Source organism: Lampropedia puyangensis (genome assembly GCF_004833285.1).
Classification (GTDB): Bacteria; Pseudomonadota; Gammaproteobacteria; order Burkholderiales; family Burkholderiaceae_C; genus Lampropedia; species Lampropedia puyangensis.
Map to the genome: position 1 here is coordinate 62,591 of NZ_STFG01000005.1, position 23,935 is coordinate 86,525.

Consider the following 23,935-nt stretch of genomic DNA (forward strand, 5'->3'; position numbering starts at 1 on the left):
TTTGAGGGCGCTTCAGACTCAATATGCCGAATGCTGAATCAGCATTCGGCAACTGCCTGTGCTGTTTCGCCTTAAATGTGTTGCGTGAGTTCAGCGGCATTGTGCTGCGGCATGCCGGCAGCTTGCACTAAACCTTGCAGCAAAGTCGGAACATCTTGACCAATTTCTACCAATTGCATTTGCCAATCATTCATAAAACCATTGCTGCTGCAATTGCTCAGAAATGATTCCAGTCCATCGTAATAGCCAGCAGCATTGAGAATGCCGATGGGTTTGTCGTGGTAGCCTAACTGGCGCCAAGTCCAAATTTCGAAAAGCTCTTCGAATGTGCCAATTCCACCGGGCAGAGTTAGAAAGGCATTGCTTCGCTCGGCCATCATGGCTTTGCGCTGGTGCATGGTCTCAACCACGTGTAACTCATCGCATGCGTCATTGGCCAACTCTTTGTGAACCAATGCTGTAGGGATGATGCCAATGACACGGCCACCTGCTTGCTTGGTCGCTCTAGCCACCGTACCCATTAAGCCAGTTTTTCCTCCTCCGTACACAAGTTGTCCGCCGTGCTCGCCAATCCAGTGGCCAACTTGTTCGGCAGCTTGATTCATCAGTGCGCTTGTGCCGTCACGAGATCCGCAGTACACGCAAATAGAAAAATGAGGGGATGTCATGCAATAAACCTTTCATATAGTGCCCACGCCCATGTCATGAGACAAAAGACAATCGCGAGCAAAACCGCTGCACTACCCAAATCTTTGGCATTTTTCGATAGGGCATGCCATTCGGGACCTACTCGGTCAACAACGGCTTCTACCGCTGAGTTGAGAATCTCTGTGACCAGAACAAATACAACCGTACCTATTAGAAAGCAGATTTCCAGCCAGTTTTTTCCAACTCCGAAAGCAGCGGGAATCAAGATGATGGCTAGCAGCAATTCTTGTTTGAAAGCGGCTTCTTGGCAGGCTGCGATTAACCCATGACAGGAGTTTCTAAAAGCAGAAATGATGCGCTGGAGGCCTTTTCGAGGGGCGTGCTGTTTGGTTGGCATGGATGATTTGTCGACCTTAGCTGGGCCATGCCATGATCAGTATGCGGGGGCCGCATGGAGTCTGAGCAGGCAAAAGTGTGAGTATGCCCTGAGAAATGTTGATGCAAACCCTGATGGCTAAATCTGAGAACATGACAGGCAGTGCTGCTAATACCCAATGCCTTGTATTTATTGAGAAAGAGTTTGGACTAATCGGTATAAATTTCAGGGGGCTCTGGCGGAGTGATTGGAATGCCATGCCAGTAGATGACACGCGGTGCAGTTGGAGCAGGGGGCACGGGTAAAGTTTGCTCGGGCAGGTCGACCGTTGTGACTTCGGTTACTGGCCGAGCCTCCGTTGCTTCCTGTGCAGATGCATCAGGGATGTTAGGCGTTGGCACACGTGTGCGTGCGGGAGAGGTGAATTGGACAGGTTGAAGTGGTATTTTGGGTAAATTGCTTAACCCAGGTGTGACTTGATTGGCTGCAGGGATGCGCACAAGGTTGTTGCGACGCGCAGGCTGTCGCGGTGGCGCACTGGCTTTTTGGGCTGCTTTGGCTAGCTGTTGGCGTACGTCGGGTGCCAGTGCTCTGAAGTTTTGCCAAGCTTGGTTGAGTTCACTGACGTCAGAGTCATCCCACTGGCGGTACTGCTGTCGCAGTGCCTGTCGTTGATTTTCGTTGAAGTTTGCCCAGTTGGTGATATTCAGGCTTAGCCGAGAGCGATCAAACTCGCTCATTTCGCTGGCACGTTTTGCAATGGAAAGCCAACGGCGCTTTTCTGCGTTACTGATGAATGGCCAGATGGCTTCAAGTCCCGCCAAAGTAAGTTTTTCATCATCAGATAGATCGCCCCATATTGGACGCGTGATGTGCATTCCTTTGGGAGGGGGTGACTCTTTCTGTGAGATTGTGTTTGAAGTTTGCCGCAATTCAGTGGCTACTTGAGGCTCTCCGGCTAGCATCAATGGTCCGTTGTAGCTGATGCCTGCAGGTAAAGCGGGCTTCAGTAAGGGAAGCTGAAATGACTGCCAGGACAGTAACAAGGCCAATAGCAGCGCACAGGAAATAACCGAGATAAGACGGTTGGAGCGATGAGGGGCTGGAAGACTTCTGAGAGGCACAACGCAGGGTTTGGGGTGTCTAAATAGATAAAAGGCCGCTGCCGGGAGGTGCTGCGGCCAAAGCTATCATATCAGTGGGCGGCAGTTGGTGCTTTGGCGCCTGGATGAGAAACGTCTATTTTTTGGCTTTTCAGGTATTGAAGGAAAGCCGGATCAGAGAGCGCAGATGGTGGCACGGGGCTGGAGAGAATTTGCAAGTCCGTTTGCGCCAGTTCGTTTTCACCATCGTCACTGACTGCGCCTTGCATGAAAGCAACACCAGCGCCAGCAGCAATAATTGGGGCTGCTGCAAGCAATTTTTTCCACCAGGCGCCTTGCTTTTTGCCAGCGGTATTGGTTTTTTCCGATTTAGCCGCATGCTGGTGAGCCAAAACCACACGGTGTGTTTCTATGGCTTGCATGCGCGCTATACGCAAACGCTCAGAAATGTCTCTGGGGACATCGTTTTCATGCTGTTTGAGTGGCTTGGCAAATACTTTCCCAAGTTGATCAATCTCGCTGTCACTCAATTCTGTTTTGATTTCATTCATAGTTTCACCCCTAGTGCGCTGAGCGTTGAGCTCAATGCTTGAACGGCACGAAAGCAGTGGGTTTTAACGCTCCCTTCCGAGCAACCCATTGCTGCAGCCGTCTCTGCCACATCCATGTCTTCCCAATAACGCATGATGAATGCCTCGCGTTGACGAGCAGGAAGTTTTTTTAGCGCTTCTTCAATTTGCTGAAATACTTGCTTGCGTTCTGTGGTGGTTTCAGCGCTCTCCACCAGCTCTGAGCCATCGGGCCCAGCATAGTTCTCAAGCAATGAAAACGTGTCGTCTTCGTCGGTGTGGCGTTCAAAATCACTGAAGTTGCTGAAAACGGCATTGCGCGTTTTTTGGCGCCGAAACCAGTCGAGTGTGCTGTTGGTGAGGATGCGATTGAACAACATCCTCACTTCTTCAATAGGTTTATCGGCATAGTTTTCGGCAAGGCGCATCATGCTGTCTTGCACGATATCCAGTGCCGCGTCCTCATCCTTGACGTGAAAAAACGCTTTTTTAAATGCGCGTTTTTCAACTTCTTGGAGAAAGTCTGCGAATTCTTTTTCGGAGGCCAAAGCGAGCTCTGTAGTCGAGGGGTAGGCAAAAATGCATCGGTTGTATAGAAGCAACGCATGCAGTTGTGCTGAGTGAAGGAATGAAGGTCAGTCAGAATCAGGGCAAATTGTGCCTTGTCTTTGTAGTAGCGCCATTGGTTTCAAGTGGTTTCTTGCTCTCAATTTTGGAAGGCGCCAGTCTAGGGATTATTACGCATAAGCGCATAAAGTGCGTTCTTGGCTTGTTAGGCTGCAATATTTGATGCCATAATTGACAGCTATTCTCCCGCAATTAATGCAAACGGGGTGTAATGGGGTGGGCATAAAGCCCTGTATCAGGCCCGTTTTACACTCTTAAGTCTTGAGTCTGCTTCACAAGAGTTAGGCAAGGGGCACCGAAGGTTTTTCAGTTTAGAAAATCAGAAGGTTCATCATGGAAATCTCTAAAGCCGAGTACCAGTCAGCAGCCGACGCTGCGCAGCGCGCCAATACTCCCGCTCAAGCCCCCACCGAATTGATGGGCGCTGACATCCTCATCAAATCCCTCGCTGAAGAAAACGTCAAGCACCTCTGGGGCTATCCAGGTGGCGCCGTTCTCTATATATACGACGCGCTGTACCGCCAAGATGCCGTACAGCACGTTCTGGTTCGCCACGAGCAAGCTGCAGTGCACGCAGCCGATGGCTATGCACGCGCTACTGGCGATGTTGGGGTGGCACTGGTCACCTCCGGTCCAGGCTTGACCAATGCCATTACTGGCTTGGCGACTGCTTATATGGACAGTATTCCGATGGTGGTGATCTCTGGCCAGGTGCCAACGCCCGCCATTGGCCAAGATGCATTCCAAGAATGCGATACCGTGGGTATCACGCGCCCGGTGGTCAAGCACAACTTTCTGGTCAAGAACGCAGAAGACATTGCAATCACCGTCAAGAAAGCCTTCCACATCGCCCGCTCTGGCCGTCCAGGCCCAGTGGTGATCGATATTCCTAAAGACGTCTCGTTCAAGAAGGTGCCCTACAACGGCTACCCCGAGACCGTCGAAATGCGCTCCTACAACCCGGTGCGCAAAGGCCATTCCGGTCAAATCCGTAAAGCCTTGCAGTATTTGCTGGCTGCCAAACGTCCTTATATCTATGTCGGCGGCGGCGCTATTTTGTCCAATGCGACCGACGAAGTGCGCGCCTTGGCCAATAAGCTGGGTTACCCAGTGACCAACACCCTGATGGGCTTGGGCGCATTCCCTGCATCGGATCCCAAGTTCTTGGGCATGCTCGGCATGCATGGCACGGTGGAAGCCAACAACGCCATGCAGAACTGCGACGTGCTGATTGCCATTGGCGCACGCTTTGATGACCGCGTGATTGGCAACGTCAAGCACTTCATGCAAAACGAGCGCAAGATCATCCACATCGATGTCGATCCGTCGGTGATCTCCAAGCGCGTCAAAGTGCAGGTGCCGATTGTGGGCGACTGCAAGGACGTGCTGATTGAATTGCTCAGTATGCTCGATGAGAGTAATGAGAAGCCCGATGCCGAAGCCCTGCAGCAATGGTGGGCACAAATTGACGGCTGGCGCGAGCGCAAATGCCTCGATTACGACCGTGGTAATCAGGATGTGATCAAGCCACAGTATGTTGTTGAGACACTGTGGAACATGACCAAGAACGACGACGTCTACATCACCTCCGATGTGGGTCAGCATCAAATGTGGGCCGCGCAGTACTACCGCTTTGATGAGCCGCGCCGCTGGATCAACTCCGGTGGTCTGGGCACGATGGGCGTGGGCATTCCTTATGCCATGGGCATCAAGCTGGCCAAGCCGCAAAGCGAAGTGTTCACCATCACCGGTGAAGGCTCGGTGCAAATGTGTATTCAGGAATTGTCGACTTGCAAGCAATACGACACGCCGATCATCATTTGCGCGCTGAACAACCGCTATCTGGGCATGGTGCGCCAGTGGCAAGAGATTGAATACTCGGGCCGCTACAGCAACAGCTACATGGATGCCTTGCCAGACTTCGTCAAACTGGCCGAAGCCTACGGCCATGTGGGCATGCTGATTGAGCGCCCGCAAGACGTTGAAGGCGCACTGCGCGAGGCGCGCAAGCTCAAAGACCGTACGGTGTTTTTGGACTTCCGCACCGACCCTACTGAAAACGTATTCCCGATGGTGCAAGCCGGTAAAGGGATTACCGAGATGCTGCTAGGCGCAGACGACTTGTAATCTCAGCCTTCTTTGAATTGTTGTTTGAGTGCCAAGCCGCTAGTCAGATTCACCATGATCTGACAAGCGGCTTGGAGGCAAGAGCACGATTCGCCTCCCGTTTATTGTTCGATGAATCAATTGCTTGCCAAATTCTGCTGTTACCGCTGCAGGGTGAGGGCAACGAAAAGAGGAGTCTTTAGATGCGACATATCATCGCAGTCCTGCTCGAAAACGAGCCAGGCGCTTTATCCCGCGTTGTCGGTTTGTTTTCTGCACGCGGCTACAACATTGAATCACTGACCGTCGCTCCGACGGAGGATCCATCGCTCTCGCGCATGACGATCCAGACAGTGGGCTCAGATGACACCATCGAGCAAATCACCAAACACCTCAACCGCTTGATTGAAGTGGTCAAGGTGGTCGATTTGACCGATGGCGCTTATACAGAGCGTGAATTGATGATCGTCAAAGTGCGTGCTTCAGGCAAAGAGCGTGAAGAAATCAAACGCACTACGGACATCTTCCGTGGCCGCATCATTGATGTAACCGATAAGAGTTACACCATTGAATTGACCGGCGATCAAGGCAAAATTGATGCCTTTCTCAATGCCATCGACCGCACGGCCATTTTGGAGACTGTTCGCACAGGACCCAATGGCATTGGTCGAGGTGAGCGCATTTTGCGTCTCTGAACCCCCTGTTTCAATCGCACTGGCTAAGTAGCCTGATTGGCGCAAAGAGGGTGCTGAAAGAAATGGTTTTTTGTTTTTTTACCGGTTGAGAACAACCCCCAAAGCAGGAGCAAACAATGAAAGTGTTTTACGACAAGGACTGTGATCTGAGCTTGATCAAAGGTAAGACTGTCGCCATCATCGGTTACGGCAGCCAGGGCCACGCCCACGCACAAAACCTGAATGACAGCAAAGTGAAAGTCATTGTGGGCGTGCGCAAAAACGGTGCATCCTGGGAAAAGGCTGAGAAAGCCGGCCTGAAAGTCATGGAAATTGGCGCAGCGGTGAAAAAAGCCGACGTCGTCATGATCTTGCTGCCTGACGAAGACATCGGCGCAGTCTACAAAGAGCATGTTGAGCCCAACATCAAAAAAGGCGCTTCGCTGGCTTTTGCTCACGGTTTTAACGTCCACTACAACCAAGTCGTGCCACGTGAAGACCTGGACGTCTGGATGGTCGCTCCTAAAGCCCCAGGCCACACCGTGCGCAGCACCTACGCCCAAGGCGGCGGCGTGCCACATCTGGTCGCTGTTCACCAAGACAAATCCGGCAAAGCTCGTGACCTGGCCCTGTCGTACGCGACAGCCAACGGCGGCGGCAAAGCCGGCATTATCGAAACATCGTTCAAAGAAGAAACCGAAACCGACTTGTTCGGCGAACAAGCCGTATTGTGCGGTGGTGCTGTTGAACTGATCAAAATGGGCTTTGAAACCCTGGTTGAAGCCGGTTACGCTCCAGAAATGGCCTACTTCGAGTGCTTGCACGAGCTGAAACTGATCGTCGATCTGATCTACGAAGGCGGTATCGGCAACATGAACTACTCCATCTCCAACAACGCGGAGTATGGCGAGTACGTGACTGGCCCAGAAGTGATCAACAGCGAGTCGCGCACAGCGATGCGCAATGCGCTCAAGCGCATTCAAGACGGCGAATACGCCAAGATGTTCATCCAAGAAGGCCGCCTGAACTACCCATCGATGACAGCCCGTCGTCGCAACACGGCCGATCACCAAATCGAAGTCGTGGGCGGCCAACTGCGTTCGATGATGCCTTGGATCGCCAAGAACAAGCTGGTTGACAAAACACGCAACTAAGCGACTCCCCGTACACGCTGGTCTTGACTGGCGTGCACAAAAAAACCATCCATGCGTAGGCGTAGGATGGTTTTTTTACGTTTGCGACTAAGTTTTCTTTTATCAAGACGTAATGCAGTTTCGTTTTTGCGCGATGAGACTATTTGAAGTAGAGGGGCTGTTGATTGCGAGTGGCTCAAGCGCGCCATGCTGCAGCGTAAGAAATTCTGAAAATAGCCAGCGTTTCTTCAAGATGCTTTATTCACGTATGCTGGGGTGCTTTTTCCTGCATGGTTGATGGAATAATTGTGGTAACAAGCGTTTTGAAACTCAGAAACGCTCGTCCGCGATAGCAGGCAAAACCAACTCTCGTACAAATGAGGCATTAGAAAGCCGAGTCAATGCGCGCACCATGGACACCACATCGTGTACCGGAATTAGGCCGCCTTCTCCGCGCGCAGCTGCAGTGGCTATAGGCGTCGCTAATGCATCTTCGGTATTGAGGTAGCCCAGTTGCAAGCTGGTGACGGCCAAACTTCTATTGCGGTAACTTTCCCGCAATGCGTCAGCCATGCCGGTCAAGGCGAATTTTGAGGTTCCAAATACCACTTCTGGTCGACCGCTTTGGCGCAGACCCGAGGTCGAGCCAGTCAAAATGATCTGTGGTTTTGTTGATGACTCCAGTAACTTGGGCATCAGGTGCTTGATAAGTAACAAGGCTGCGGTGATATTGGTGTTGACCATGGCCATGATCTGCGCATCAGAATCACCCTCAAACCGGTAGGTGTCGGTAAAGGCTAACTCCTCCCAAACCCCCAAGTTGTAAATTAGTACATCTAATGTGTCGGGCGCTTGCTTAGCGATGGTTTGTGACGCAGTAAGAGGCTGGCTCATGTCGGCTTCAATCCAGTCCAAGCTTACACCAGTGGGCAATGTCAAATCAGTTGGGCGCTGGCGGGAGATGCCTACGATATGGTCGCCAGCTTGGCCAAGGCCTTCGACAAACGCTTTGCCCAGCCCTTTGCTGGCGCCGATGATGAGGTAGTTCATGATGAGTTTGAGCGTAGCAATGGGAGCTGCTGCATGACATAGGCTAAGCGCAGGAGCTGAATAAGAGACTGCACAGCTACTTGAGCCAGACGTAAGAGAGGGGGCATGAAACCCTGCACATTGCCATTTTCCAGGCGGCGATAGGCATCCTATTGAATTGACTTGAGGGTAAATACGGAGATCGTCTAGCTGGCACTTTATAGCCAAAAGCATACACTCGCGCCGAGCCCATAAGAGATTCGTGCAGTGTATGTATAGAGCAAGATAGTGCGGCTCAAACAACGTCTTTGGGAGATCATTCAATGGTTGAGGCGAATAATAAACAGAGGTGGTTGAATCACCTCGGCTGGCTGGCGCTGGCTTTGTTGGGTGCGTGGTCTTTAGGTGTAGTGGCCCTGCGACGCGGCGAAAGTATCAATGCGTTATGGCTGGTTATTGCGGCAGTATCTATTTATTTGGTGGCTTATCGATACTACAGCCTGTTCATCGCTACCAAGGTCATGCAGTTGGATCCTCTGCGGGCCACTCCTGCAGTGCTTAAAAATGACGGTTTGGATTACATCCCGACCAATAAGCACATTTTGTTTGGTCACCATTTTGCTGCCATTGCAGGGGCAGGCCCTTTGGTCGGTCCTGTACTTGCAGCGCAAATGGGTTATTTGCCTGGAACGTTGTGGTTGATTGCAGGGGTGGTGTTTGCAGGCGCGGTGCAGGACTTTATGGTGTTGTTCATCTCAAGCCGCCGCAATGGTCGCTCATTGGGCGAGTTGGTCCGTGAAGAGATGGGGCAGGTGCCCGGCACCATTGCCTTGTTTGGCGCTTTCCTGATCATGATCATCATTTTGGCTGTGCTCGCTTTGATTGTGGTCAAAGCCTTGGCCGAAAGCCCATGGGGCATGTTCACTGTTCTAGCCACCATCCCAATTGCCTTTTTCATGGGCGTATACATGCGCTTTATCCGCCCGGGGCGTATTGGTGAGATTTCGATCATTGGTGTGGCACTGCTGCTGCTGTCCATTTGGGCTGGTGGTTGGGTTGGGGCTCACCCATACTGGGCTAACATCTTCACATTCACTGGCGTGCAAATCACCTGGATGCTGATTGCCTACGGTGCAATTGCTTCGGTCCTGCCCGTCTGGTTGCTGCTCGCACCACGTGATTACCTGTCAACCTTCTTGAAAATTGGCACGATTGTGGGCTTGGCCATCGGCATTGTGATCGTCAACCCCGAATTCAAAATGCCTGCAGTCACGCAATTTATTGATGGCACTGGCCCGGTCTGGAAAGGCAGCGTTTTCCCATTCATGTTCATCACCATCGCTTGTGGTGCGGTATCTGGCTTCCATGCTTTGATCTCTTCTGGCACCACACCGAAACTGCTTGATCGTGAACCGCACGCACGCTATATCGGTTATGGCGGCATGTTGATGGAGTCGTTTGTGGCCATCATGGCCATGGTGGCCGCGACCGTGATTGAGCCCGGCGTCTACTTTGCGATGAATAGCCCTGCCGCCTTGGTGGGCAGCGATGTGGTATCTGTGGCTGCGGCTGTCTCGCAATGGGGTTTCCATATCACACCTGAGCAGCTCACAGCTGTCGCATCGGACGTCGGCGAAAACACCATTTTGGCCCGTGCCGGTGGCGCGCCCACTTTAGCTGTCGGTATTGCTTACATCTTGCATCAGGCGCTGCCGGGTGAGAACACGATGGCATTCTGGTACCACTTTGCCATTTTGTTTGAAGCGCTGTTCATTCTGACGGCAGTAGATGCCGGTACACGTGCTGGCCGCTTCATGCTGCAAGATTTGCTGGGCAACTTTATCCCCGCTTTGAAGAAAACTAATTCCTGGTCGGCCAATATCATCGCCACTGGCGGTTGCGTGGCCATGTGGGGCTGGCTGCTTTATCAAGGTGTGGTTGATCCATTGGGGGGTATTAATACCTTGTGGCCATTGTTTGGTATCTCTAACCAGATGCTGGCAGCGATTGCTCTGATGCTGGCGACGGTGGTTTTGGTGAAGATGAAGCGCGAGCGTTATGCTTGGGTGACCGCGTTACCAGCTGCTTGGCTGTTGCTGTGCACTACAGCGGCTGCGCTGATCAAACTGTTTGATCCCAATCCTGGCATGGGTTTTATTGCACTGGGCCGCAAATACAGCGAAGCGGTGACGAAAGGCGAAATCGTCGCACCAGCTAAGAGCTTGGAACAAATGAATGCGATCGCTTTCAATGCGTATACGAATGCGACCTTGACGGCCATTTTCTTGGTGGTGGTTTTCAGCATCTTTGTTTACAGCATCAAAGCCGTGATCAAAGCTAAGCGCAACCCAGAACGCACCGACAAAGAAACCCCGTTTGTCGCCATTTCAGCCAATGCGTAAATATTTTGCTGGTCGATTGGGTATATCCATCCAATCGACCAGCGAAGGAGTGTTATTAGTATGTTTAAAGACTTGGATATCAAGCAAGTGGGGGCTTATCTAGGGCGTGCGGCTCGGATGATGGTCGGTATGCCTGATTACGGGACCTACGTCGAGCACATGAAGAAAACGCATCCAGATAAGCCCTATATGTCTTATGAGGAGTTCTTTAAGGAGCGCATCAACGCCCGTTACGGATCAACTACGACCAGTCGTTGTTGTTGAGTGTGGCGGGCATCAGCATATGCTTAGCCTGCAGATTTCTCCCAGCCTTGCAGCGCATGCACCCACAAGCGCGCAGGCAACTTCCACTTCGCTTCAATGATCTCGGCCCGCTGGCGCAACACCGCCATACTGACCTCAATCGGCGCTTTGCGCGCCAGAATCACAGTATTGCCTTCACGGGTGGGTTTGAAGTGCCACACATTGGCATCGCCAAACGCCGCCGCGATATTGCGCATATTGCGCTCAAAGCTGGAGGTGCGGCCAAACAGGTTGACGGTCATGCAGCCGTTGGGGGCCAGCATGCCAAAACAGTCGGCATAAAATTCGGCGCTCTCCAAGACGGGGCCAGCGGCATCGTGGTCGTACAGGTCGATTTGCAGGGCGTCAATGCTGCTTTGCCAATCCGGGTCTTGCACCGCGTCGGCGGCGTTGGCGACCAGCACTTGCAGGCGCTCGTCATTTTCGGGCAGTCGAAACCAGCGCATGCAGGCAGCCACCACTTGCGGGTTCAGCTCAATGGTGGTGGTGCGCATGCCCAAGCGTTTGTAGCAAAACTTGGTCAGCGCAGCTGCACCCAAACCCAGTTGCATGGCTTGCAAGTCAGCAACTTCTTCGGGCTCCACAAACAGCAGCCAGGCCATCATGCGCTGCACATATTCCAGCTCGATCTCAATGGGCTTGGCAATGCGCATCGAGCCTTGGATCCATGGGGAGTCCAGGTGCAAATGGCGCACGCCATCTTCCTCGGAGATGCTGACATCGGGTAATTCGTAGGAGTCTGACAAAGCGGTTTTCCTTATGGGTGCGTGTTTGCAGACCTTCCCTAGGTGAAAAGAGTGCACATACGCTGCAAGCTAGCAAAACGCTTATTGTCCACTGACTTGGCGTCTTTGGTCGGCTTGGTCGACCTGAGTGATCGATTCAAAGACCAAGAGTCGGCACAAAAGCCGCGCGCCAGGCGTCGATTTTTTGCTCCAGCCGCATGCTGGCGTTCGCTGGGCTGGTCGAGGGTAGGCGCACCGAGGGCAAACCCAAGTGCTGCAAGCGGGTGTGGTGGCGGTAGCTTTCCTGGCCGTTGTGGGCAATCAAGGCCAGTTCTGGGCTTTGAGCGTGCAGGTGTTCAAAATCGTTGCAGATGGCAGAGCGTATGGCGCTGTCCAGGCTGCCTTGGCGCTCGCAACTGGCGTATACATCCCACAGCCCCACGCCATGCGCGAGCAACCACGCGCAGCGCTCTGCATAAGCGCTGGGTTGTGGATCGCTCGGCCACAGCGCGGCCATGATGGGCCAGAAGTGGTTGCGTGGATGGGCGTAGTACTGCTGCTGCGCCAATGAGGCCGCGCCGGGAAAGCTGCCAAGCACCATGATCCGCGTGTGGGCGTTGGCGATGGGAGCAAGGCCTTGCAGCGTCGGCACTGGGTTGGATGGGGCGGGTGTGGCGTTCACCATGTGGCTTTGCTTATTCATAGGCGTTCATTCAATGCTTGAGCGCTTATGGGGTGAGCCTTTGCATCGGCATCTACATTCGGCAGCAGCTGCGCCAGTTTGGGCAGCGCTGCCAAAGCATTGCGGGTGGTTTGCGCGGCCCAGGCCTCAAGTTCTACGCCCCGAAGTTCGGCGATGTGTGTCGCAATGCGCGGCAATTCTGCAGGGCTATTGCGTCCTTGCGGCTGGCCTTGCGCACGGGCTTCGGCATCTACATACAGCCAGTGCGGTGGGATGTCGGGGGAATCGGTTTCCATCACGATGGCATCACAGGGCAGGGTGCTGGCCAATTGGCGCAATTGCCTGGCGCGTTCATAGGTCATTGCGCCGCCAAAGCCGAGTTTGAAGCCCATGTCTAAAAACGCATGGGCTTGCTGCACGCTACCATTGAAGGCGTGGGCAATGCCGCCATGCGTGAAATGCGTTTGGCGCAGGTATTTGAGCACGCGGTCCACCGATTTGCGCACGTGCAAAATCACCGGCAATCGCTGGGTTTTGGCCAGCAGCAATTGTTCATGGAATACGCGTTCTTGCCAGACCGGATCCAGATTAACGAAATAATCCAGGCCAATTTCACCGACGGCGACCAGGCGCACATCGCTGTGGTTGGCGCTGAGCATGGCGTCCAGCAGTTGGAGATCATCGGCTTGGCTCTCGGGCGTGTAGAGCGGGTGAATGCCTAGCGCGTAAGCATCGCCAAAACGGTGGGCATCTTGTCTGGCATCATCCCAGGTGCGCTGCGCGACTGCGGGAATCACGCAGCAGGCCACGCCCAGCGCACGGGCACGTTCGCGCTCTTGCGCGCGGTCGGCGGCAAATTCGGGGGCATCCAAATGGCAGTGGGTGTCAATCCAGATCATGCGGCGATGATACGGCGGCATGCAGATGCCTGCATTCAGTCGAGCTGATTTCTTTTATTTCTGTCTTGACAGAAATAAAAGAAGGAATAAAATTGCGGCCATGGAACTGAGTCAAAGCGCACACAAATTTGTTCTCCATTGGGGTGAGATGGGAGTGGCATGGGGGGTTAACCGAACTGTGGCCCAAATCCATGCCTTGCTGTTTTTTCATGGCAAACCGCTCAATGGCGAAGAGATTGCCCAAACCCTGAATGTGGCGCGCTCCAACGTCAGCAATAGCCTGCGTGAATTGCAAAGCCTGCGTTTGGTGCGGCTGACTCAGGTGCTGGGCGATCGGCGCGATTACTACGAAACCTCGCACGATGTGTGGGAGCTGTTTCGCACCGTGGTGCGCGAGCGCAAGGAGCGGGAGTTTCAGCCCACGGTGCAGATGCTGCGCGACTTGGTGGCCTCGCCCGATTTTGAGCACGAAGCGCCCGATACCCAGGACCGGGTGCGCGAAACCCTGGCCTTGATGGATTCTTTGGGCGTGTGGGCCGATGAGATGCTGCGCTTGTCGCCCAGCACCTTGGTCAAGGTGCTGAACTTGGGGGCAAAGGTGCAGAAGTTTGTGCGTGGAGACAGTGCAGACAAATAGTCAGTGGTAAACGCGCATTAGAAAATGGTGGATCACATCCTTTTTATTTGAATAGTTATTTCTTTTTAGACAGAAATAAACGAATGAACTGAAATGCACGGTAGGTGATGTGTTTGGTAGTCGATGAATTGTTCAAAGGGGGTTCTATGCAAGCAGCTCACAAACCAGCTACTCAGTGGCCGCTAACGGTCTTTTATGACCATAGTTGCACCCTGTGCCGCAGCGAAATGCACAATATCAAAGCGCGCGACCATGCAGATGTGCTGCGTTTGGTCGATGCCTCGGATGCGCAAGCGCTGCTGCCACACGCGCCCGTCAAACCCCAGCAGGACCTAATGGCTTTGCTGCACGCTCGTGATGCGGCGGGTGTTTGGTATGTGGGGGTTGATGCCTTTGTTGTTATATACAAGGCGACTGATATGGGCTGGGTGGGGCGCATATTGTCTTGGCCAGTGGTGCATTCCATCGCGTCGGCCTTGTACCCCAGCGTGGCGCGCAACCGCTACCGCATGCCCAGCCGTTGGTTGTCGAATGCGTTTGAGGCCTCGCGCCAACGCGCCAGCAACCGCCAGGCGCAAGCTGTGCAGGCAGAGGCACATTGGCAGGCCAATCGTTGTGAGGCGGGCGCTTGTGAGCTGCGCGACCATGCTCCGACTGCGAATGTGGCAGGCAACCAAGCGGCCGCGCCTGCAGGTCATCACGAGGCCAGTGCAAGACCGCATCAGCCTGAATAAACCCACTATCTAAGGAGATCCAAGCATGAAAGTACTGGTTTTAGGTGGCAAAGGATTTATTGGCCGGCATATCACCGCTGCCTTGCAGCAGCAGGGCCATCAGGTCGTGCAAGGCGTGTCAGCCCGCCATGCGCAGTCTTTGCAACCGGGCGATGTGGTGGTGGACTACGCGCGTGATACGCAGGCCGATGTCTGGCTGCCACGTCTTGACGGCGTGGATGCGGTGGTCAATGCCGTGGGGGTCTTGCGCGACACGGCCCAGCGCCCGATGCGCGCCGTGCACACTGACACGCCCGCAGCCGTGTTTGAAGCCGCCAGACGCCTGCAGCTGGCGCACCTGGTGCAAGTGAGTTCGCTCGGCATCTCGCTCAACACCACACCGTATGGCATCACCAAACGGGCGGCTGAGCAAGCCTTGCAAACGCAAATGCAGGCCGGTTTATCGGCCACCTTGGTGCGGCCCAGCGTGGTGTTTGGCAAGGGCGGTGATAGCTCCAACCTGTTTTTGAACCTGGCGCGTTTGCCTGTGTGTGTATTGCCCGCCGTGGCATGGCGCACGCAAATCCAGCCGGTGCATGTGCTGGAGCTGGCCCAAAGCATTGCCCGCATATTGGCCCTGCCACAGGCCGAGCGGCCTACGAGTTTGGATGCGGTTGGCCCGCAGGCCGTGCCTTTGTCGGGTTTTATTGCCAGCCTGCGTGCGCAACACCAGCGCAAACCGGCGCTGATGCTGAAGTTGCCAGATGGCCTGACCAAGGCATCGGCCAAAGTGGGCGATTGGGTGCCCGTCACCCCTTGGGGCAGTGAAGCGCTGGGCTTGCTGAGCCATGACAACGTGGCCGATGCCGCAGGCATCACCGCCTTGCTCGGGCGTGTGCCAACGCATTACAGCCAGCTGATGCAACACGCTTAGTTTGGTACTCTGATATCGCTCAGCATCTGAGGCGATCTTCACTTTTGAATACACCGGCGGGCGATCAATGCCGCAGGTACGGGGTCACCTCGCCCTAAAAATTGGTTTTTATCAGAACGTAATCGAAGGAGCCCGCATGTATTCAGCAACCCGTCAATGGTGCGCGCAGACCGGCATGCCTGCATCGCTGCATTACGCGGTCGTGGCTGTGTGGTTGATGACCGCCTGGGTCAGCTGGTTTGACCACTACGGCTTTGGCGTGGCGCTGCTGGCGCAAAGCGGTATGGAGTCGGCTCTACTGCGCAGCAGTCTGATTTACGCAGGCGCTGCCTGGGATGCGCTAATTGGCCTGGGGCTGCTGTTCTGGCCCTCCAGGCCAATGTACCGCGTAGCCTTGCTGGGCATGCTGGTGATGACCTTGGCGGCCACCGTGCTGCAGCCCAGCTTGTGGTGGCATCCGCTAGGGCCGTTGTTTAAAAACATTCCGATTGCGGCCGTGCTGTGGTGGGGTAGTCAAGGGCCAGTGGCCAAACCTGAGGCGCGGGTTGAAAGCCCAGCGCAATGAACACAAGGAGTTCGCTATGAATAGCTATTTGGTCCTCAAGTACGTGCATATTCTCTCCAGCGTGTTGCTGGTAGGAACCGGTTTTGGTAGTGCGTTTTACTTGTTTTTTGCTAATCGCACGCGCGATGTATCAGCGATTGCTGCGGTTAGTCGCTTGGTTGTGCGGGCCGACTGGTGGTTCACCACGCCTACGGTTGTCCTTCAGCCACTGACGGGGATTGCGTTGGTGCATTGGGCTGGCTGGGGGTGGGATGCCGCTTGGCTGCAATTGACGCTGGGCTTGTATGCCCTTTCTGGTGCGTGTTGGCTACCTGTAGTGTGGCTGCAAATTCGTATGGCACGTATAGCGCTGCAGGCCCACCAACAAGGCGAGAACACATTGCCACGCCGCTATTGGCAATACGCCAGGGTATGGGAGTGGTTGGGCTACCCCGCATTTATTGCCATGCTGGTGATTTACTGGCTTATGGTGCAAAAGCCACCGTTGTGGAATTGAATGAATGTTGTGGGCTCTGAGTGTGGTGAGAGAGGGGTGTTGTGCAGGGAGGGCTATGGCATTGGCTCTGCACTTGAGATTCACAAATGTGACGATGAAAAAATGTTTTGCAGTAGCGCAAAGAAAACGCTGAAAACTGGTATGACCTCTTGTGCCTTCAGTTATCACATGATTTTGCTGCTGTGCTGCTAGAGTCCTCAGGTTTTACAAGGGGAGATGTGTGATGGGGGTTCTGGCCATTGTGGTGTCATTGGCACTGTTGATGTTTTTTGCATATCGTGGTGTCACGGTGCTGCTGTTGGCGCCATTGATGGCCGCAATGGCGGTAGTTTTGTCGGGCGAAATGGCACTGTTGCTGCCGTTTTACACTGGTACGTTCATGCCCGCGCTGGCCGGATATGCCATGAATTTCTTGCCAATTTTCTTGCTTGGCGCTTTGTTTGGGCGTTTGATGGCTGATTCTGGCGCTGCGCATACGTTGTCTACATGGATTGTGCGCGTAGTGGGGCAGCGCCATGCTGTTGTCGTTGTGGTATTGGCTTGCGCGCTGCTTACCTATGGGGGCGTTTCTTTGTTTGTGGTGGCTTTTGCCGTCTATCCGATTGCCAAAGATCTCTTCAAAACAGCGCAGGTGCCCAAGCGGCTGATTCCTGCATCTATTGCGTTGGGTTCTTTCACGTTCACGATGACGGCTTTGCCAGGAACACCGGCGATTCTTAATGCGATTCCAATCAAGTATTTTGGAACCAATTCGTTTGCAGCGCCCGGTTTGGGCATCATTGCTGCCTTGATCATGATGTTGGGTGGTTTGTGGTGGTTGCAGTCACGTGTTTCGGTTGCACGCAACGCAGCCGAGGGGTACGGTGAGCATGATGACGATGACGAAGCGCTACAGGAAGAGGGCATCAGTACCACGGAAATGCCCGTGTGGCAGGCGCTGCTGCCTTTATTGCTTGTTGTCGGGGTGAATGCCTTGTTCACATATAGGGTGTTTCCGGGCATGAACTTGGCGTTTATGACGGAGGCTTTTCCAAAGCTCAATACGGCAACAAGTGTGGGGCTTTGGTCGCTTATTATTGCGTTGGCTGTAGCTTGCACGACTTTGGTGGTAATGCGCCTTGGCCACTGGAGCGATTTGAAATCAACCGTCAATAAGGGCGTGTTTGGTTTCATGCTGCCATTGTTCAATACGGCTTCTGAAGTGGGGTATGGCGCTGTGGTAGCCAGTTTGGCTGGGTTTGCATTGATCAAAAATGCGGTGCTTAATGTGTCGCCTCACAATCCGCTAATCTCCGAAGCGATTGCCATGAATATTCTGGCTGGGATAACGGGCTCATCGTCAGGTGGTTTAAGTATTGCGCTGGAGGCTTTGGGCGCTGATTACCTGCACATGGCCGAGCAAGCGGGCATCAGCCCTGAGTTGCTGCACCGTGTGGCCGTGCTGGCCGCTGGCGGTATGGACACATTGCCGCATTGCGGCGCCATCATCACGTTGCTGGCCATTTGCAAACTAACGCACCGCCAGTCGTACGCCAACATTGCCGCAGTCACTATGCTTTTCCCTATGACTGCATTGGTTGTGGTGATTGCGCTAGGCTCTATGTTTGGAAGTTTTTGATACAGATGAACGCCATAAAGGTTTCCTGATGCAGCAGCGCCGTTTCGCTCAAGTTGATGTTTTTACCAATACGCCTTACCGTGGAAATCCTTTGGCAGTAGTGCTGGATGCGCAGGGGCTGAGTACGGCGCAAATGCAGGACTTTGCGCGCTGGACCAATTTGTCTGAAACCACGTTTGTGCTGCCAGCAGAACACAGCGCAGCTGATTATCGGGTGCGAATTTTCACGCCTGATGAAGAGTTGCCTTTTGCTGGCCATCCGACCTTGGGCACGTGTTTTGCCTGGTTGGCGGCGGGTGGGGTGCCAAAAGCGACTGATGGGCGCGTGACGCAACAATGCATCAAAGGGCTGGTCCGCTTACGACCTCAACCTCATGCGTCAGGGCTGTGGTCTTTTGAGGCTCCGGCACTTCAGCGCAGTCAGGTAGACCATGCGCGCTTAAGCGCGGTTGCCAATGCATTGGGTTTATCGAATGAGCGCATTGTGGCGCATCAACTGTTGGACAATGGGCCGCAGTGGTTGGTTCTGGTTGTGCCTTCTGCGCAAGAGGTAATGGCGTTGCGGCCTGATTTTGCTGCACTGCGTGCGCTCAAAGCGGATGTGGGTGTTGTCGCCTTGGGGGATCGCCATGCTTCTAATACTCCCCAGATGCCGTTCTTGACCGTGCGTGGATTTGCGACTGCCATGGGCATTCCTGAAGATCCTGTGACGGGAAGTCTCAATGCCAGTTTGGCCCAATGGTTGATTCATGAAGGTTGGGCGCCTGCGCGCTACTGGGCCAGCCAAGGGGAGACATTAGGTCGGGCGGGGCGTATTTTTTGTGAGCAAGATGAAAATGACCGCGTATGGGTTGGAGGGCACACGGTGTTGTGCATCCAGGGACTGGTTACTTTGTGAGATACGAGCGATGCATCCTATCCATAGTGGCAATCAGCCGTGCTGTTGAGGCGAGTTCTGCAAGATTTTTAATGCCGAAACAGGTTGTTTGGTTCAGTTAAACATAGACGTTTGCGCAAGCTTTGCTATAATCTTTGGCTTTGCAGCGTAGTCGCTGGCCGGGTGGTCATGTCGCGTGTCTCAAACGCTGTGGATTTTTCGCCTTGAATCGGTTGAGTAGGTGAAGAGGTATTGATAGTGCACGTTGGATCTAGGCGTGTATTGTTATCTTGACCTGGTTGAACTGCTAAAGGCAACCCCAAGGAAAATTTCGCAATGGTCGTAATCAGACTCTCCCGTGGCGGCTCTAAAGCACGTCCTTTCTTCAATATCGTTGTGGCTGATAAGCGTGTTCGCCGTGACGGTCGTTTCATTGAGCGTATCGGTTATTACAACCCTAACGCCCGTGGCGCAGAACAAGGCCTGAACTTGGCCCACGACCGTCTGGCTTACTGGCAAGGCGTTGGTGCACAAGCTTCTGACACTGTTGAGCGCTTGATCAAGCAATCTGCTAAGCAACAAGTGGCTGCATAATTTTTGCGCACTCTCGCACATCAATGGCCGTGCTCAAGCATGGCTGTTGGTTGCAAACGAACAGGTATTGGTTGCTACGACCGTAGCACAATGCCTGTTTTTTTATGGTTTTTTTGGGACTTGACTATGTATTGCTTGTGCATGGGTTGAGTCTGTGTTGTTTGGGTATTGTTTATGGCAACCTCTTCAAATCAATCTTCAAATGGGGCGCGAGTGGTCGCAACGACGAGTGCTGCAGAGCGTGTGGCTGAAGGCGTGCGCCAAGGGCTGGCGCAATTGGTTGCCAAGCAGGCGCCTGCCGAGGAGTTGATTGAGCTGGCGCGTATTACCGGTGCTTTTGGCGTCAAAGGTTGGGTCAAGCTGGCGCCATTCAGTGCGGATGCGGATGCCCTGCAAGATGCCGACGAGTGGTTCATTCAACCAGGTACTGGCAAGCAGCAAGCAGGCCCAAAAATGTTCAGTCAGTTGCTGCACGTCAAGGTTCTGCAACTCAAGCCCCAGGGTGATGCGTTGGTGGCTCAACTGGAAGGCGTCAACGATCGCGATTGGGCACAAGCTTTGCGCGGGGCGAGTATCGCTTTGCCGCGAAGCGCTTTTCCTGCTTTGGCAGAAGGAGAGTTTTACTGGGTTGATTTGATTGGGTTGGTGGTTCGCAACCGCGAAGGCTTGTTGCTGGGGGAGGTTTCTGAACTGCTTTCAAACGGGCCGCAGTCTGTATTGGTGGTGCAGCAATCTGCTGAGGGGGAGGCCAAGCCGCAAGAGCGTTTGATTCCTTTTGTGGATGCGTATGTGGATGAGGTGCGCATTCAGGAAAAATTGATTGTGGTGGATTGGCAGCCTGATTACTGATTTGGCCGTGGCCTTATTTTTCTGAGAGTCATGGGTATGCGTATTGACATCATTACTTTGTTTCCTGAATTGATCGCTCCATTTTTGGAGCATGGCGTCAACCGGCGTGCGGGGCAGGCAGGGGTGCAGGTGCAGTTTTGGAATCCACGCGACTTTGCTCAAGGAGGGTATCGCCGCATTGATGACCGGCCATTTGGTGGTGGGCCGGGCATGGTTATGCAGGCAGAGCCGTTGGCGCTATGCATGGATGCGATTCGTGCAGCACGCTCAGAAGTGTTGGGCCCTTCTTGTGTGGAGGGGCGCCCCATTTGCGCCACCAGTGATCGTGCACCGTTAGTGTTTTTTACGCCGGTTGGGCGTGCGATTACACACAGCGTGGTTGCGCAGTTCGCGCAAAGTGCGGGAATGGTGTTGCTGTGTGGGCGTTACGAAGGGGTGGATCAACGGTTCATTGATGCATATGTGGACTGCCAGCTCAGTTTGGGGGATTTCGTACTCTCGGGCGGCGAGGTCGCTGCTGCAGCTTTGCTGGATGCGGTGCTGCGTTTGCAGCCGCAGGTCTTGCATGATGCGCAAAGCCATATGCAAGACAGTTTCAATCCTGACCTTTCTGGCCTGTTAGATTGTCCTCATTACACGCGGCCTGAAGTGTGGCGCGGTCAAGCGGTGCCCCCCGTTTTGATGAGTGGTGACCATGCGCGTATTGATGCCTGGAGGCGGCAGCAAAGCCTGCAGTGGAGTGCGCATTTACGCCCAGATTTGCTTGAGCAAGCCAGAGGCAACGGGCAAATTACACAAGCCGATGAGAAACTACTAGCCAAAAAATCGGATTCATTCTTATAATGCTCTGTTTTGATCCTCTACTTGAGCGCATAAAACACCAAATGCTTGAGTCGGCTTCGTGATTGGGGCTTGATGAAGCATTTGGGCCAATGCATGGCATTGGGCCAATCAGGGCGTGATACTTTTTTGCCAAGCATGATCGAGAAGGATAGAGATGAATCTGATTCAAACCCTTGAGGCCGAAGAAATTGCGCGCCTGAATAAAGACATTCCTGATTTCGGTCCTGGTGATACTGTGATCGTCAGCGTGAATGTGGTTGAAGGTACACGTAAACGTGTGCAGGCTTATGAAGGCGTGGTGATTGCTAAGCGCAACCGTGGCTTGAACAGCAGCTTCACTGTGCGTAAAATTTCTAGCGGCGAAGGCGTTGAGCGTACATTCCAAAGCTACAGCCCATTGATCGCTAAGATCGAAGTCAAGCGCCGTGGTGATGTGCGTCGTGCCAAGTTGTACTACCTGCGTGAGCGCAGCGGTAAGTCTGCTCGCATCAAAGAGAAGCTGCCTTCTCGCGTTAAAACAACAAGCCAAGCGTAAGCATCGGTTCTGCTGTTCAGTGTCGCGTTGTAAGCAACGCTCCCTGTGCGCGATAAAACCGCTAACAGTTGCGAAAGCAATTGCTAGCGGTTTTTTATTGGGTCATGCTGAGGCTATTGCGCCGAGCTTGATCGTTCTATTTGGTTTTTTGTTAGGCTGTCGGCTATTTTTGTGACCTTTTGAACAGCTCGCTTCTGAGGTGGCCACATTCCCCATGCAAGACAACTCTTTTCTTTCGTCTTCACGTTCGCCAACCAGTGCAGATGGGCTCTTGGCGTCCTCTGCACCAAGCCGTTTGCCTAGAACACGTTTGCCACTTGGGGTGCGACCAGAGGATGTGCCAGTGGTGGCTGTCGATGATGGTTTGCCCGCTATTCCTTCTGCACAGCAAAGCATTGCTGCACTGCGTCAGCATTTTCAAGCGCAGCCGGTCTGGACTCCAGAGTGGGTGCGCGAAAGCGATGGGATAGATGTCACGCCGGTGCAGGCTGCCGTTTTGGTGCCCATTGTGGTCAGGCCACAACCCACCGTGCTGCTGACAAGACGGTCTGCGCATTTGAAAACGCATTCTGGGCAAGTTGCTTTTCCGGGGGGGAAGGTAGACCCATTGGATGCCAGCGCTGTCGCAACCGCGCTGCGGGAGGCGCAAGAAGAAGTGGCGATTGCTCCACGCTCTGTAGAAATATTGGGGCAGTTGCCAGGCTATATCACAGGAACAGGGTTTGAGGTCGTGCCTGTAGTCGGCTTGATTCCTGCTGATTTGGTGTTGCAACCCAACCCAGGTGAGGTTGATGAAATATTTGAAGTGCCATTGAGTTTCTTGCTCAATCCGGCCAACCATCGCCACCATGTTTTTCGTTTGGGCGAGCATGAGCGCCAATGGCTTTCTATGCCGTACGCAGCGCATGGAAAAGAACATTTCATTTGGGGCGTTACGGCCAGCATCATTCGCAACCTCTACCGTTTTCTTCAGGCGCCCGTTTAGTCATGAGTGTTTTTTCGCTATTTTGTGCTTTGCTGTTGGATCAGTTCAGACCTTTGCAATCGCACCATCGTGTGTATGCGGTCATGCGTGCAATGGCCCGGCGGTTGCGCCAGCATTTGGATGCGGATACGGCCCAGCAAGCTTGGCTGATCTGGGCCTTGGTAGTGGTCATTCCTGCTATTTTGGTTTGGCTGGTTTATTGGCTTGCGGGTCATTTCTTGGGGGGCTTCTTTGCCTTTCTGTGCTCCCTGATGGTGTTGTATGCCTGTCTCGATTTTCGTGCTTTTGGCTTGCACTTCACCGATGTGCGTAATGCGGTAAATACAGGCGATCTCGATGCGGCAGGAGATGCATTAGAGCGCTGGTGTACCGCGCGAGGACAAGAAGGAGAATGCGTAGCATCGCATGCCATCGATGCAGAAGATATGGGCAGTGGTGCGATGAAGATATCTTTGGAACATATGCATCGCTACGTTTTTGGCGTTTTTACGGCATTTTTGCTCTCATCCTTTGTCGGCTTAGGCCCATTGGGCGCAGTGCTGTTTCGCAGTGCCGCCCATGCGTATCGTTTTTGGGTGGAGCAAGACGAGGAGCCTTGGACGGATAACGCCAGCCCGGCCTTGGTGATCGCGACGCGTATGGGCTGGCAGGCCATCAACTGGTTGCCCGCACGGGTTACTGCATTGATGTTTGCCGCCGTTGGGCGCTACGACGATGCTCTGAGCGCCTGGCGCACCTATTCACTGCGATGCCCGGGTGATGGCGATGCGCTGGTGTTGGCTACAGGTGTTGCGGCAATGGGAATGGCGCCAAACGTGGTGGACCGTGTTGTAACTTGGTCCCCATGCAGTCGCAGTGAGGGGGAATCGTTCGAGCGCGATACAACTGATGAGGCAGAAGCGCTGTCGCGATTGCTGCATGCACTGGCCACGATGATTTGGCGCGTCTTGGTTGTGTGGTTGTTGATTTGTCTAGTTATCGGCCTGATTGACGCCGTTCTTTGACCACAGTTG

General features: G+C 53.7%; 27 protein-coding genes. 18 read left to right on the forward strand and 9 right to left on the reverse strand.

Annotated features, from left to right (window positions below; genetic code table 11):
- Positions 1 to 71: 71 nt before the first annotated feature.
- The 5 genes from E9531_RS06695 to E9531_RS06715 all read right to left on the reverse strand — a co-directional run bounded on the left by E9531_RS06695 (position 72) and on the right by E9531_RS06715 (position 3,244).
- On the reverse strand, positions 72 to 668 hold the full coding sequence (locus tag E9531_RS06695; RefSeq protein ID WP_136572981.1) for an LOG family protein: 597 nt from the start codon (positions 666 to 668) through the stop codon (positions 72 to 74).
- A complete protein-coding gene (locus E9531_RS06700; protein WP_136572982.1) occupies positions 665 to 1,045 on the reverse strand; it encodes a diacylglycerol kinase in 381 nt (126 codons plus the stop codon). The genes E9531_RS06695 and E9531_RS06700 overlap by 4 nt, the downstream gene beginning before the upstream one ends.
- A 188-nt stretch (positions 1,046 to 1,233) precedes the next feature.
- Positions 1,234 to 1,902 carry a DUF3106 domain-containing protein gene (locus E9531_RS06705; protein WP_158291731.1) on the reverse strand — a complete coding sequence of 223 codons (669 nt, stop codon included), beginning with the start codon at positions 1,900 to 1,902 and terminating at the stop codon, positions 1,234 to 1,236.
- Positions 1,903 to 2,219: 317 nt separating this feature from the next.
- A complete protein-coding gene (locus tag E9531_RS06710; RefSeq protein ID WP_136572984.1) occupies positions 2,220 to 2,678 on the reverse strand; it encodes a DUF3619 family protein in 459 nt (152 codons plus the stop codon).
- Positions 2,675 to 3,244: an RNA polymerase sigma factor gene (locus E9531_RS06715; RefSeq protein ID WP_136572985.1), complete on the reverse strand. Its 570-nt coding sequence runs from the start codon at positions 3,242 to 3,244 to the stop codon at positions 2,675 to 2,677. The genes E9531_RS06710 and E9531_RS06715 overlap by 4 nt, the downstream gene beginning before the upstream one ends.
- 412 nt (positions 3,245 to 3,656) lie before the next feature.
- Here E9531_RS06715 and E9531_RS06720 point away from each other — a divergent pair, with 412 nt between their 5' ends.
- The 3 genes from E9531_RS06720 to ilvC all read left to right on the forward strand — a co-directional run bounded on the left by E9531_RS06720 (position 3,657) and on the right by ilvC (position 7,257).
- Positions 3,657 to 5,450 (forward strand): acetolactate synthase 3 catalytic subunit, encoded by a 1,794-nt coding sequence (locus tag E9531_RS06720; RefSeq protein WP_136572986.1) that lies wholly within the window; start codon positions 3,657 to 3,659, stop codon positions 5,448 to 5,450.
- Positions 5,451 to 5,632: 182 nt separating this feature from the next.
- Positions 5,633 to 6,124, forward strand: coding sequence for an acetolactate synthase small subunit (ilvN, locus tag E9531_RS06725; protein WP_136405198.1), 492 nt, complete (start codon positions 5,633 to 5,635; stop codon positions 6,122 to 6,124).
- 116 nt (positions 6,125 to 6,240) lie between these two features.
- Positions 6,241 to 7,257 (forward strand): ketol-acid reductoisomerase, encoded by a 1,017-nt coding sequence (gene ilvC, locus E9531_RS06730; RefSeq protein WP_136572987.1) that lies wholly within the window; start codon positions 6,241 to 6,243, stop codon positions 7,255 to 7,257.
- Positions 7,258 to 7,566: 309 nt separating this feature from the next.
- Here the strand turns inward: ilvC and E9531_RS06735 are convergent, their stop codons facing one another.
- A complete protein-coding gene (locus tag E9531_RS06735; RefSeq protein ID WP_136572988.1) occupies positions 7,567 to 8,286 on the reverse strand; it encodes an SDR family NAD(P)-dependent oxidoreductase in 720 nt (239 codons plus the stop codon).
- Positions 8,287 to 8,588: 302 nt separating this feature from the next.
- Between E9531_RS06735 and E9531_RS06740 the strand changes: the two genes are divergently transcribed.
- Together E9531_RS06740 and E9531_RS06745 are read left to right on the forward strand one after the other, a co-directional pair.
- Positions 8,589 to 10,667 carry a carbon starvation CstA family protein gene (locus E9531_RS06740; protein WP_136572989.1) on the forward strand — a complete coding sequence of 693 codons (2,079 nt, stop codon included), beginning with the start codon at positions 8,589 to 8,591 and terminating at the stop codon, positions 10,665 to 10,667.
- 60 nt (positions 10,668 to 10,727) lie between these two features.
- Positions 10,728 to 10,931 carry a YbdD/YjiX family protein gene (locus E9531_RS06745; RefSeq protein WP_136572990.1) on the forward strand — a complete coding sequence of 68 codons (204 nt, stop codon included), beginning with the start codon at positions 10,728 to 10,730 and terminating at the stop codon, positions 10,929 to 10,931.
- A 23-nt stretch (positions 10,932 to 10,954) separates the two neighbouring features.
- On the opposite strand, the gene E9531_RS06750 is transcribed toward E9531_RS06745, so the two are convergent.
- From E9531_RS06750 to E9531_RS06760, 3 genes are all read right to left on the reverse strand, one after another.
- Entirely contained in the window at positions 10,955 to 11,716 is a 762-nt protein-coding gene (locus tag E9531_RS06750) for a class I SAM-dependent methyltransferase (protein WP_136572991.1), read from the reverse strand.
- A gap of 136 nt (positions 11,717 to 11,852) precedes the next feature.
- Complete coding sequence (locus tag E9531_RS06755) at positions 11,853 to 12,398, reverse strand: DNA-deoxyinosine glycosylase (RefSeq protein WP_136572992.1); 546 nt, start codon at positions 12,396 to 12,398, stop codon at positions 11,853 to 11,855.
- Entirely contained in the window at positions 12,395 to 13,297 is a 903-nt protein-coding gene (locus tag E9531_RS06760; RefSeq protein WP_244610014.1) for a TatD family hydrolase, read from the reverse strand. Before E9531_RS06760 ends, E9531_RS06755 begins: the two co-directional genes overlap by 4 nt.
- Before the next feature lie 79 nt (positions 13,298 to 13,376).
- Here E9531_RS06760 and E9531_RS06765 point away from each other — a divergent pair, with 79 nt between their 5' ends.
- The 13 genes from E9531_RS06765 to E9531_RS06825 all read left to right on the forward strand — a co-directional run bounded on the left by E9531_RS06765 (position 13,377) and on the right by E9531_RS06825 (position 23,926).
- Positions 13,377 to 13,913 (forward strand): GbsR/MarR family transcriptional regulator, encoded by a 537-nt coding sequence (locus E9531_RS06765; RefSeq protein WP_136572994.1) that lies wholly within the window; start codon positions 13,377 to 13,379, stop codon positions 13,911 to 13,913.
- Positions 13,914 to 14,059: 146 nt separating this feature from the next.
- Complete coding sequence (locus E9531_RS06770; RefSeq protein WP_158291732.1) at positions 14,060 to 14,647, forward strand: thiol-disulfide oxidoreductase DCC family protein; 588 nt, start codon at positions 14,060 to 14,062, stop codon at positions 14,645 to 14,647.
- Between the two features lie 25 nt (positions 14,648 to 14,672).
- Entirely contained in the window at positions 14,673 to 15,560 is an 888-nt protein-coding gene (locus E9531_RS06775; protein WP_136572996.1) for an NAD-dependent epimerase/dehydratase family protein, read from the forward strand.
- Positions 15,561 to 15,696: 136 nt separating this feature from the next.
- A complete protein-coding gene (locus E9531_RS06780; RefSeq protein WP_136572997.1) occupies positions 15,697 to 16,125 on the forward strand; it encodes a DoxX-like family protein in 429 nt (142 codons plus the stop codon).
- A 16-nt stretch (positions 16,126 to 16,141) separates the two neighbouring features.
- Positions 16,142 to 16,621 carry a DUF2269 family protein gene (locus E9531_RS06785; protein ID WP_136572998.1) on the forward strand — a complete coding sequence of 160 codons (480 nt, stop codon included), beginning with the start codon at positions 16,142 to 16,144 and terminating at the stop codon, positions 16,619 to 16,621.
- 223 nt (positions 16,622 to 16,844) lie between these two features.
- On the forward strand, positions 16,845 to 18,239 hold the full coding sequence (locus E9531_RS06790) for a GntP family permease (protein ID WP_136572999.1): 1,395 nt from the start codon (positions 16,845 to 16,847) through the stop codon (positions 18,237 to 18,239).
- Positions 18,240 to 18,267: 28 nt separating this feature from the next.
- Positions 18,268 to 19,137: a PhzF family phenazine biosynthesis protein gene (locus E9531_RS06795; RefSeq protein ID WP_136573000.1), complete on the forward strand. Its 870-nt coding sequence runs from the start codon at positions 18,268 to 18,270 to the stop codon at positions 19,135 to 19,137.
- A gap of 315 nt (positions 19,138 to 19,452) precedes the next feature.
- Positions 19,453 to 19,710, forward strand: a complete 258-nt coding sequence (gene rpsP, locus E9531_RS06800; protein ID WP_136573001.1) for a 30S ribosomal protein S16 — start codon at positions 19,453 to 19,455, stop codon at positions 19,708 to 19,710.
- A 174-nt stretch (positions 19,711 to 19,884) separates the two neighbouring features.
- Positions 19,885 to 20,559: a ribosome maturation factor RimM gene (rimM, locus tag E9531_RS06805; RefSeq protein WP_136573002.1), complete on the forward strand. Its 675-nt coding sequence runs from the start codon at positions 19,885 to 19,887 to the stop codon at positions 20,557 to 20,559.
- Positions 20,560 to 20,595: 36 nt separating this feature from the next.
- Complete coding sequence (trmD, locus tag E9531_RS06810) at positions 20,596 to 21,402, forward strand: tRNA (guanosine(37)-N1)-methyltransferase TrmD (RefSeq protein ID WP_136573003.1); 807 nt, start codon at positions 20,596 to 20,598, stop codon at positions 21,400 to 21,402.
- Positions 21,403 to 21,556: 154 nt separating this feature from the next.
- Positions 21,557 to 21,937 (forward strand): 50S ribosomal protein L19, encoded by a 381-nt coding sequence (rplS, locus tag E9531_RS06815; RefSeq protein ID WP_136573004.1) that lies wholly within the window; start codon positions 21,557 to 21,559, stop codon positions 21,935 to 21,937.
- 214 nt (positions 21,938 to 22,151) lie between these two features.
- The gene (locus E9531_RS06820) at positions 22,152 to 22,922 is read left to right on the forward strand and encodes a CoA pyrophosphatase (protein ID WP_136573005.1); all 771 of its coding nucleotides are present in this window, start codon (positions 22,152 to 22,154) and stop codon (positions 22,920 to 22,922) included.
- A 2-nt stretch (positions 22,923 to 22,924) separates the two neighbouring features.
- Entirely contained in the window at positions 22,925 to 23,926 is a 1,002-nt protein-coding gene (locus E9531_RS06825) for a CobD/CbiB family protein (protein ID WP_136573006.1), read from the forward strand.
- The last annotated feature ends 9 nt before the right edge of the window (positions 23,927 to 23,935 follow it).

Coding starts and splice junctions, on each gene's coding strand:
- E9531_RS06695 (WP_136572981.1), bottom strand. CDS start 668: ATGACATCCCCTCATTTTTCTATTTGCGTGTACTGCGGATCTCGTGAC.
- E9531_RS06700 (WP_136572982.1), bottom strand. CDS start 1,045: ATGCCAACCAAACAGCACGCCCCTCGAAAAGGCCTCCAGCGCATCATT.
- E9531_RS06705 (WP_158291731.1), bottom strand. CDS start 1,902: ATGCACATCACGCGTCCAATATGGGGCGATCTATCTGATGATGAAAAA.
- E9531_RS06710 (WP_136572984.1), bottom strand. CDS start 2,678: ATGAATGAAATCAAAACAGAATTGAGTGACAGCGAGATTGATCAACTT.
- E9531_RS06720 (WP_136572986.1), top strand. CDS start 3,657: ATGGAAATCTCTAAAGCCGAGTACCAGTCAGCAGCCGACGCTGCGCAG.
- ilvN (WP_136405198.1), top strand. CDS start 5,633: ATGCGACATATCATCGCAGTCCTGCTCGAAAACGAGCCAGGCGCTTTA.
- ilvC (WP_136572987.1), top strand. CDS start 6,241: ATGAAAGTGTTTTACGACAAGGACTGTGATCTGAGCTTGATCAAAGGT.
- E9531_RS06735 (WP_136572988.1), bottom strand. CDS start 8,286: ATGAACTACCTCATCATCGGCGCCAGCAAAGGGCTGGGCAAAGCGTTT.
- E9531_RS06740 (WP_136572989.1), top strand. CDS start 8,589: ATGGTTGAGGCGAATAATAAACAGAGGTGGTTGAATCACCTCGGCTGG.
- E9531_RS06745 (WP_136572990.1), top strand. CDS start 10,728: ATGTTTAAAGACTTGGATATCAAGCAAGTGGGGGCTTATCTAGGGCGT.
- E9531_RS06755 (WP_136572992.1), bottom strand. CDS start 12,398: ATGAATAAGCAAAGCCACATGGTGAACGCCACACCCGCCCCATCCAAC.
- E9531_RS06760 (WP_244610014.1), bottom strand. CDS start 13,297: ATGCCGCCGTATCATCGCCGCATGATCTGGATTGACACCCACTGCCAT.
- E9531_RS06765 (WP_136572994.1), top strand. CDS start 13,377: ATGGAACTGAGTCAAAGCGCACACAAATTTGTTCTCCATTGGGGTGAG.
- E9531_RS06770 (WP_158291732.1), top strand. CDS start 14,060: ATGCAAGCAGCTCACAAACCAGCTACTCAGTGGCCGCTAACGGTCTTT.
- E9531_RS06775 (WP_136572996.1), top strand. CDS start 14,673: ATGAAAGTACTGGTTTTAGGTGGCAAAGGATTTATTGGCCGGCATATC.
- E9531_RS06780 (WP_136572997.1), top strand. CDS start 15,697: ATGTATTCAGCAACCCGTCAATGGTGCGCGCAGACCGGCATGCCTGCA.
- E9531_RS06785 (WP_136572998.1), top strand. CDS start 16,142: ATGAATAGCTATTTGGTCCTCAAGTACGTGCATATTCTCTCCAGCGTG.
- E9531_RS06790 (WP_136572999.1), top strand. CDS start 16,845: ATGGGGGTTCTGGCCATTGTGGTGTCATTGGCACTGTTGATGTTTTTT.
- E9531_RS06795 (WP_136573000.1), top strand. CDS start 18,268: ATGCAGCAGCGCCGTTTCGCTCAAGTTGATGTTTTTACCAATACGCCT.
- rpsP (WP_136573001.1), top strand. CDS start 19,453: ATGGTCGTAATCAGACTCTCCCGTGGCGGCTCTAAAGCACGTCCTTTC.
- rimM (WP_136573002.1), top strand. CDS start 19,885: ATGGCAACCTCTTCAAATCAATCTTCAAATGGGGCGCGAGTGGTCGCA.
- trmD (WP_136573003.1), top strand. CDS start 20,596: ATGCGTATTGACATCATTACTTTGTTTCCTGAATTGATCGCTCCATTT.
- rplS (WP_136573004.1), top strand. CDS start 21,557: ATGAATCTGATTCAAACCCTTGAGGCCGAAGAAATTGCGCGCCTGAAT.
- E9531_RS06820 (WP_136573005.1), top strand. CDS start 22,152: ATGCAAGACAACTCTTTTCTTTCGTCTTCACGTTCGCCAACCAGTGCA.
- E9531_RS06825 (WP_136573006.1), top strand. CDS start 22,925: ATGAGTGTTTTTTCGCTATTTTGTGCTTTGCTGTTGGATCAGTTCAGA.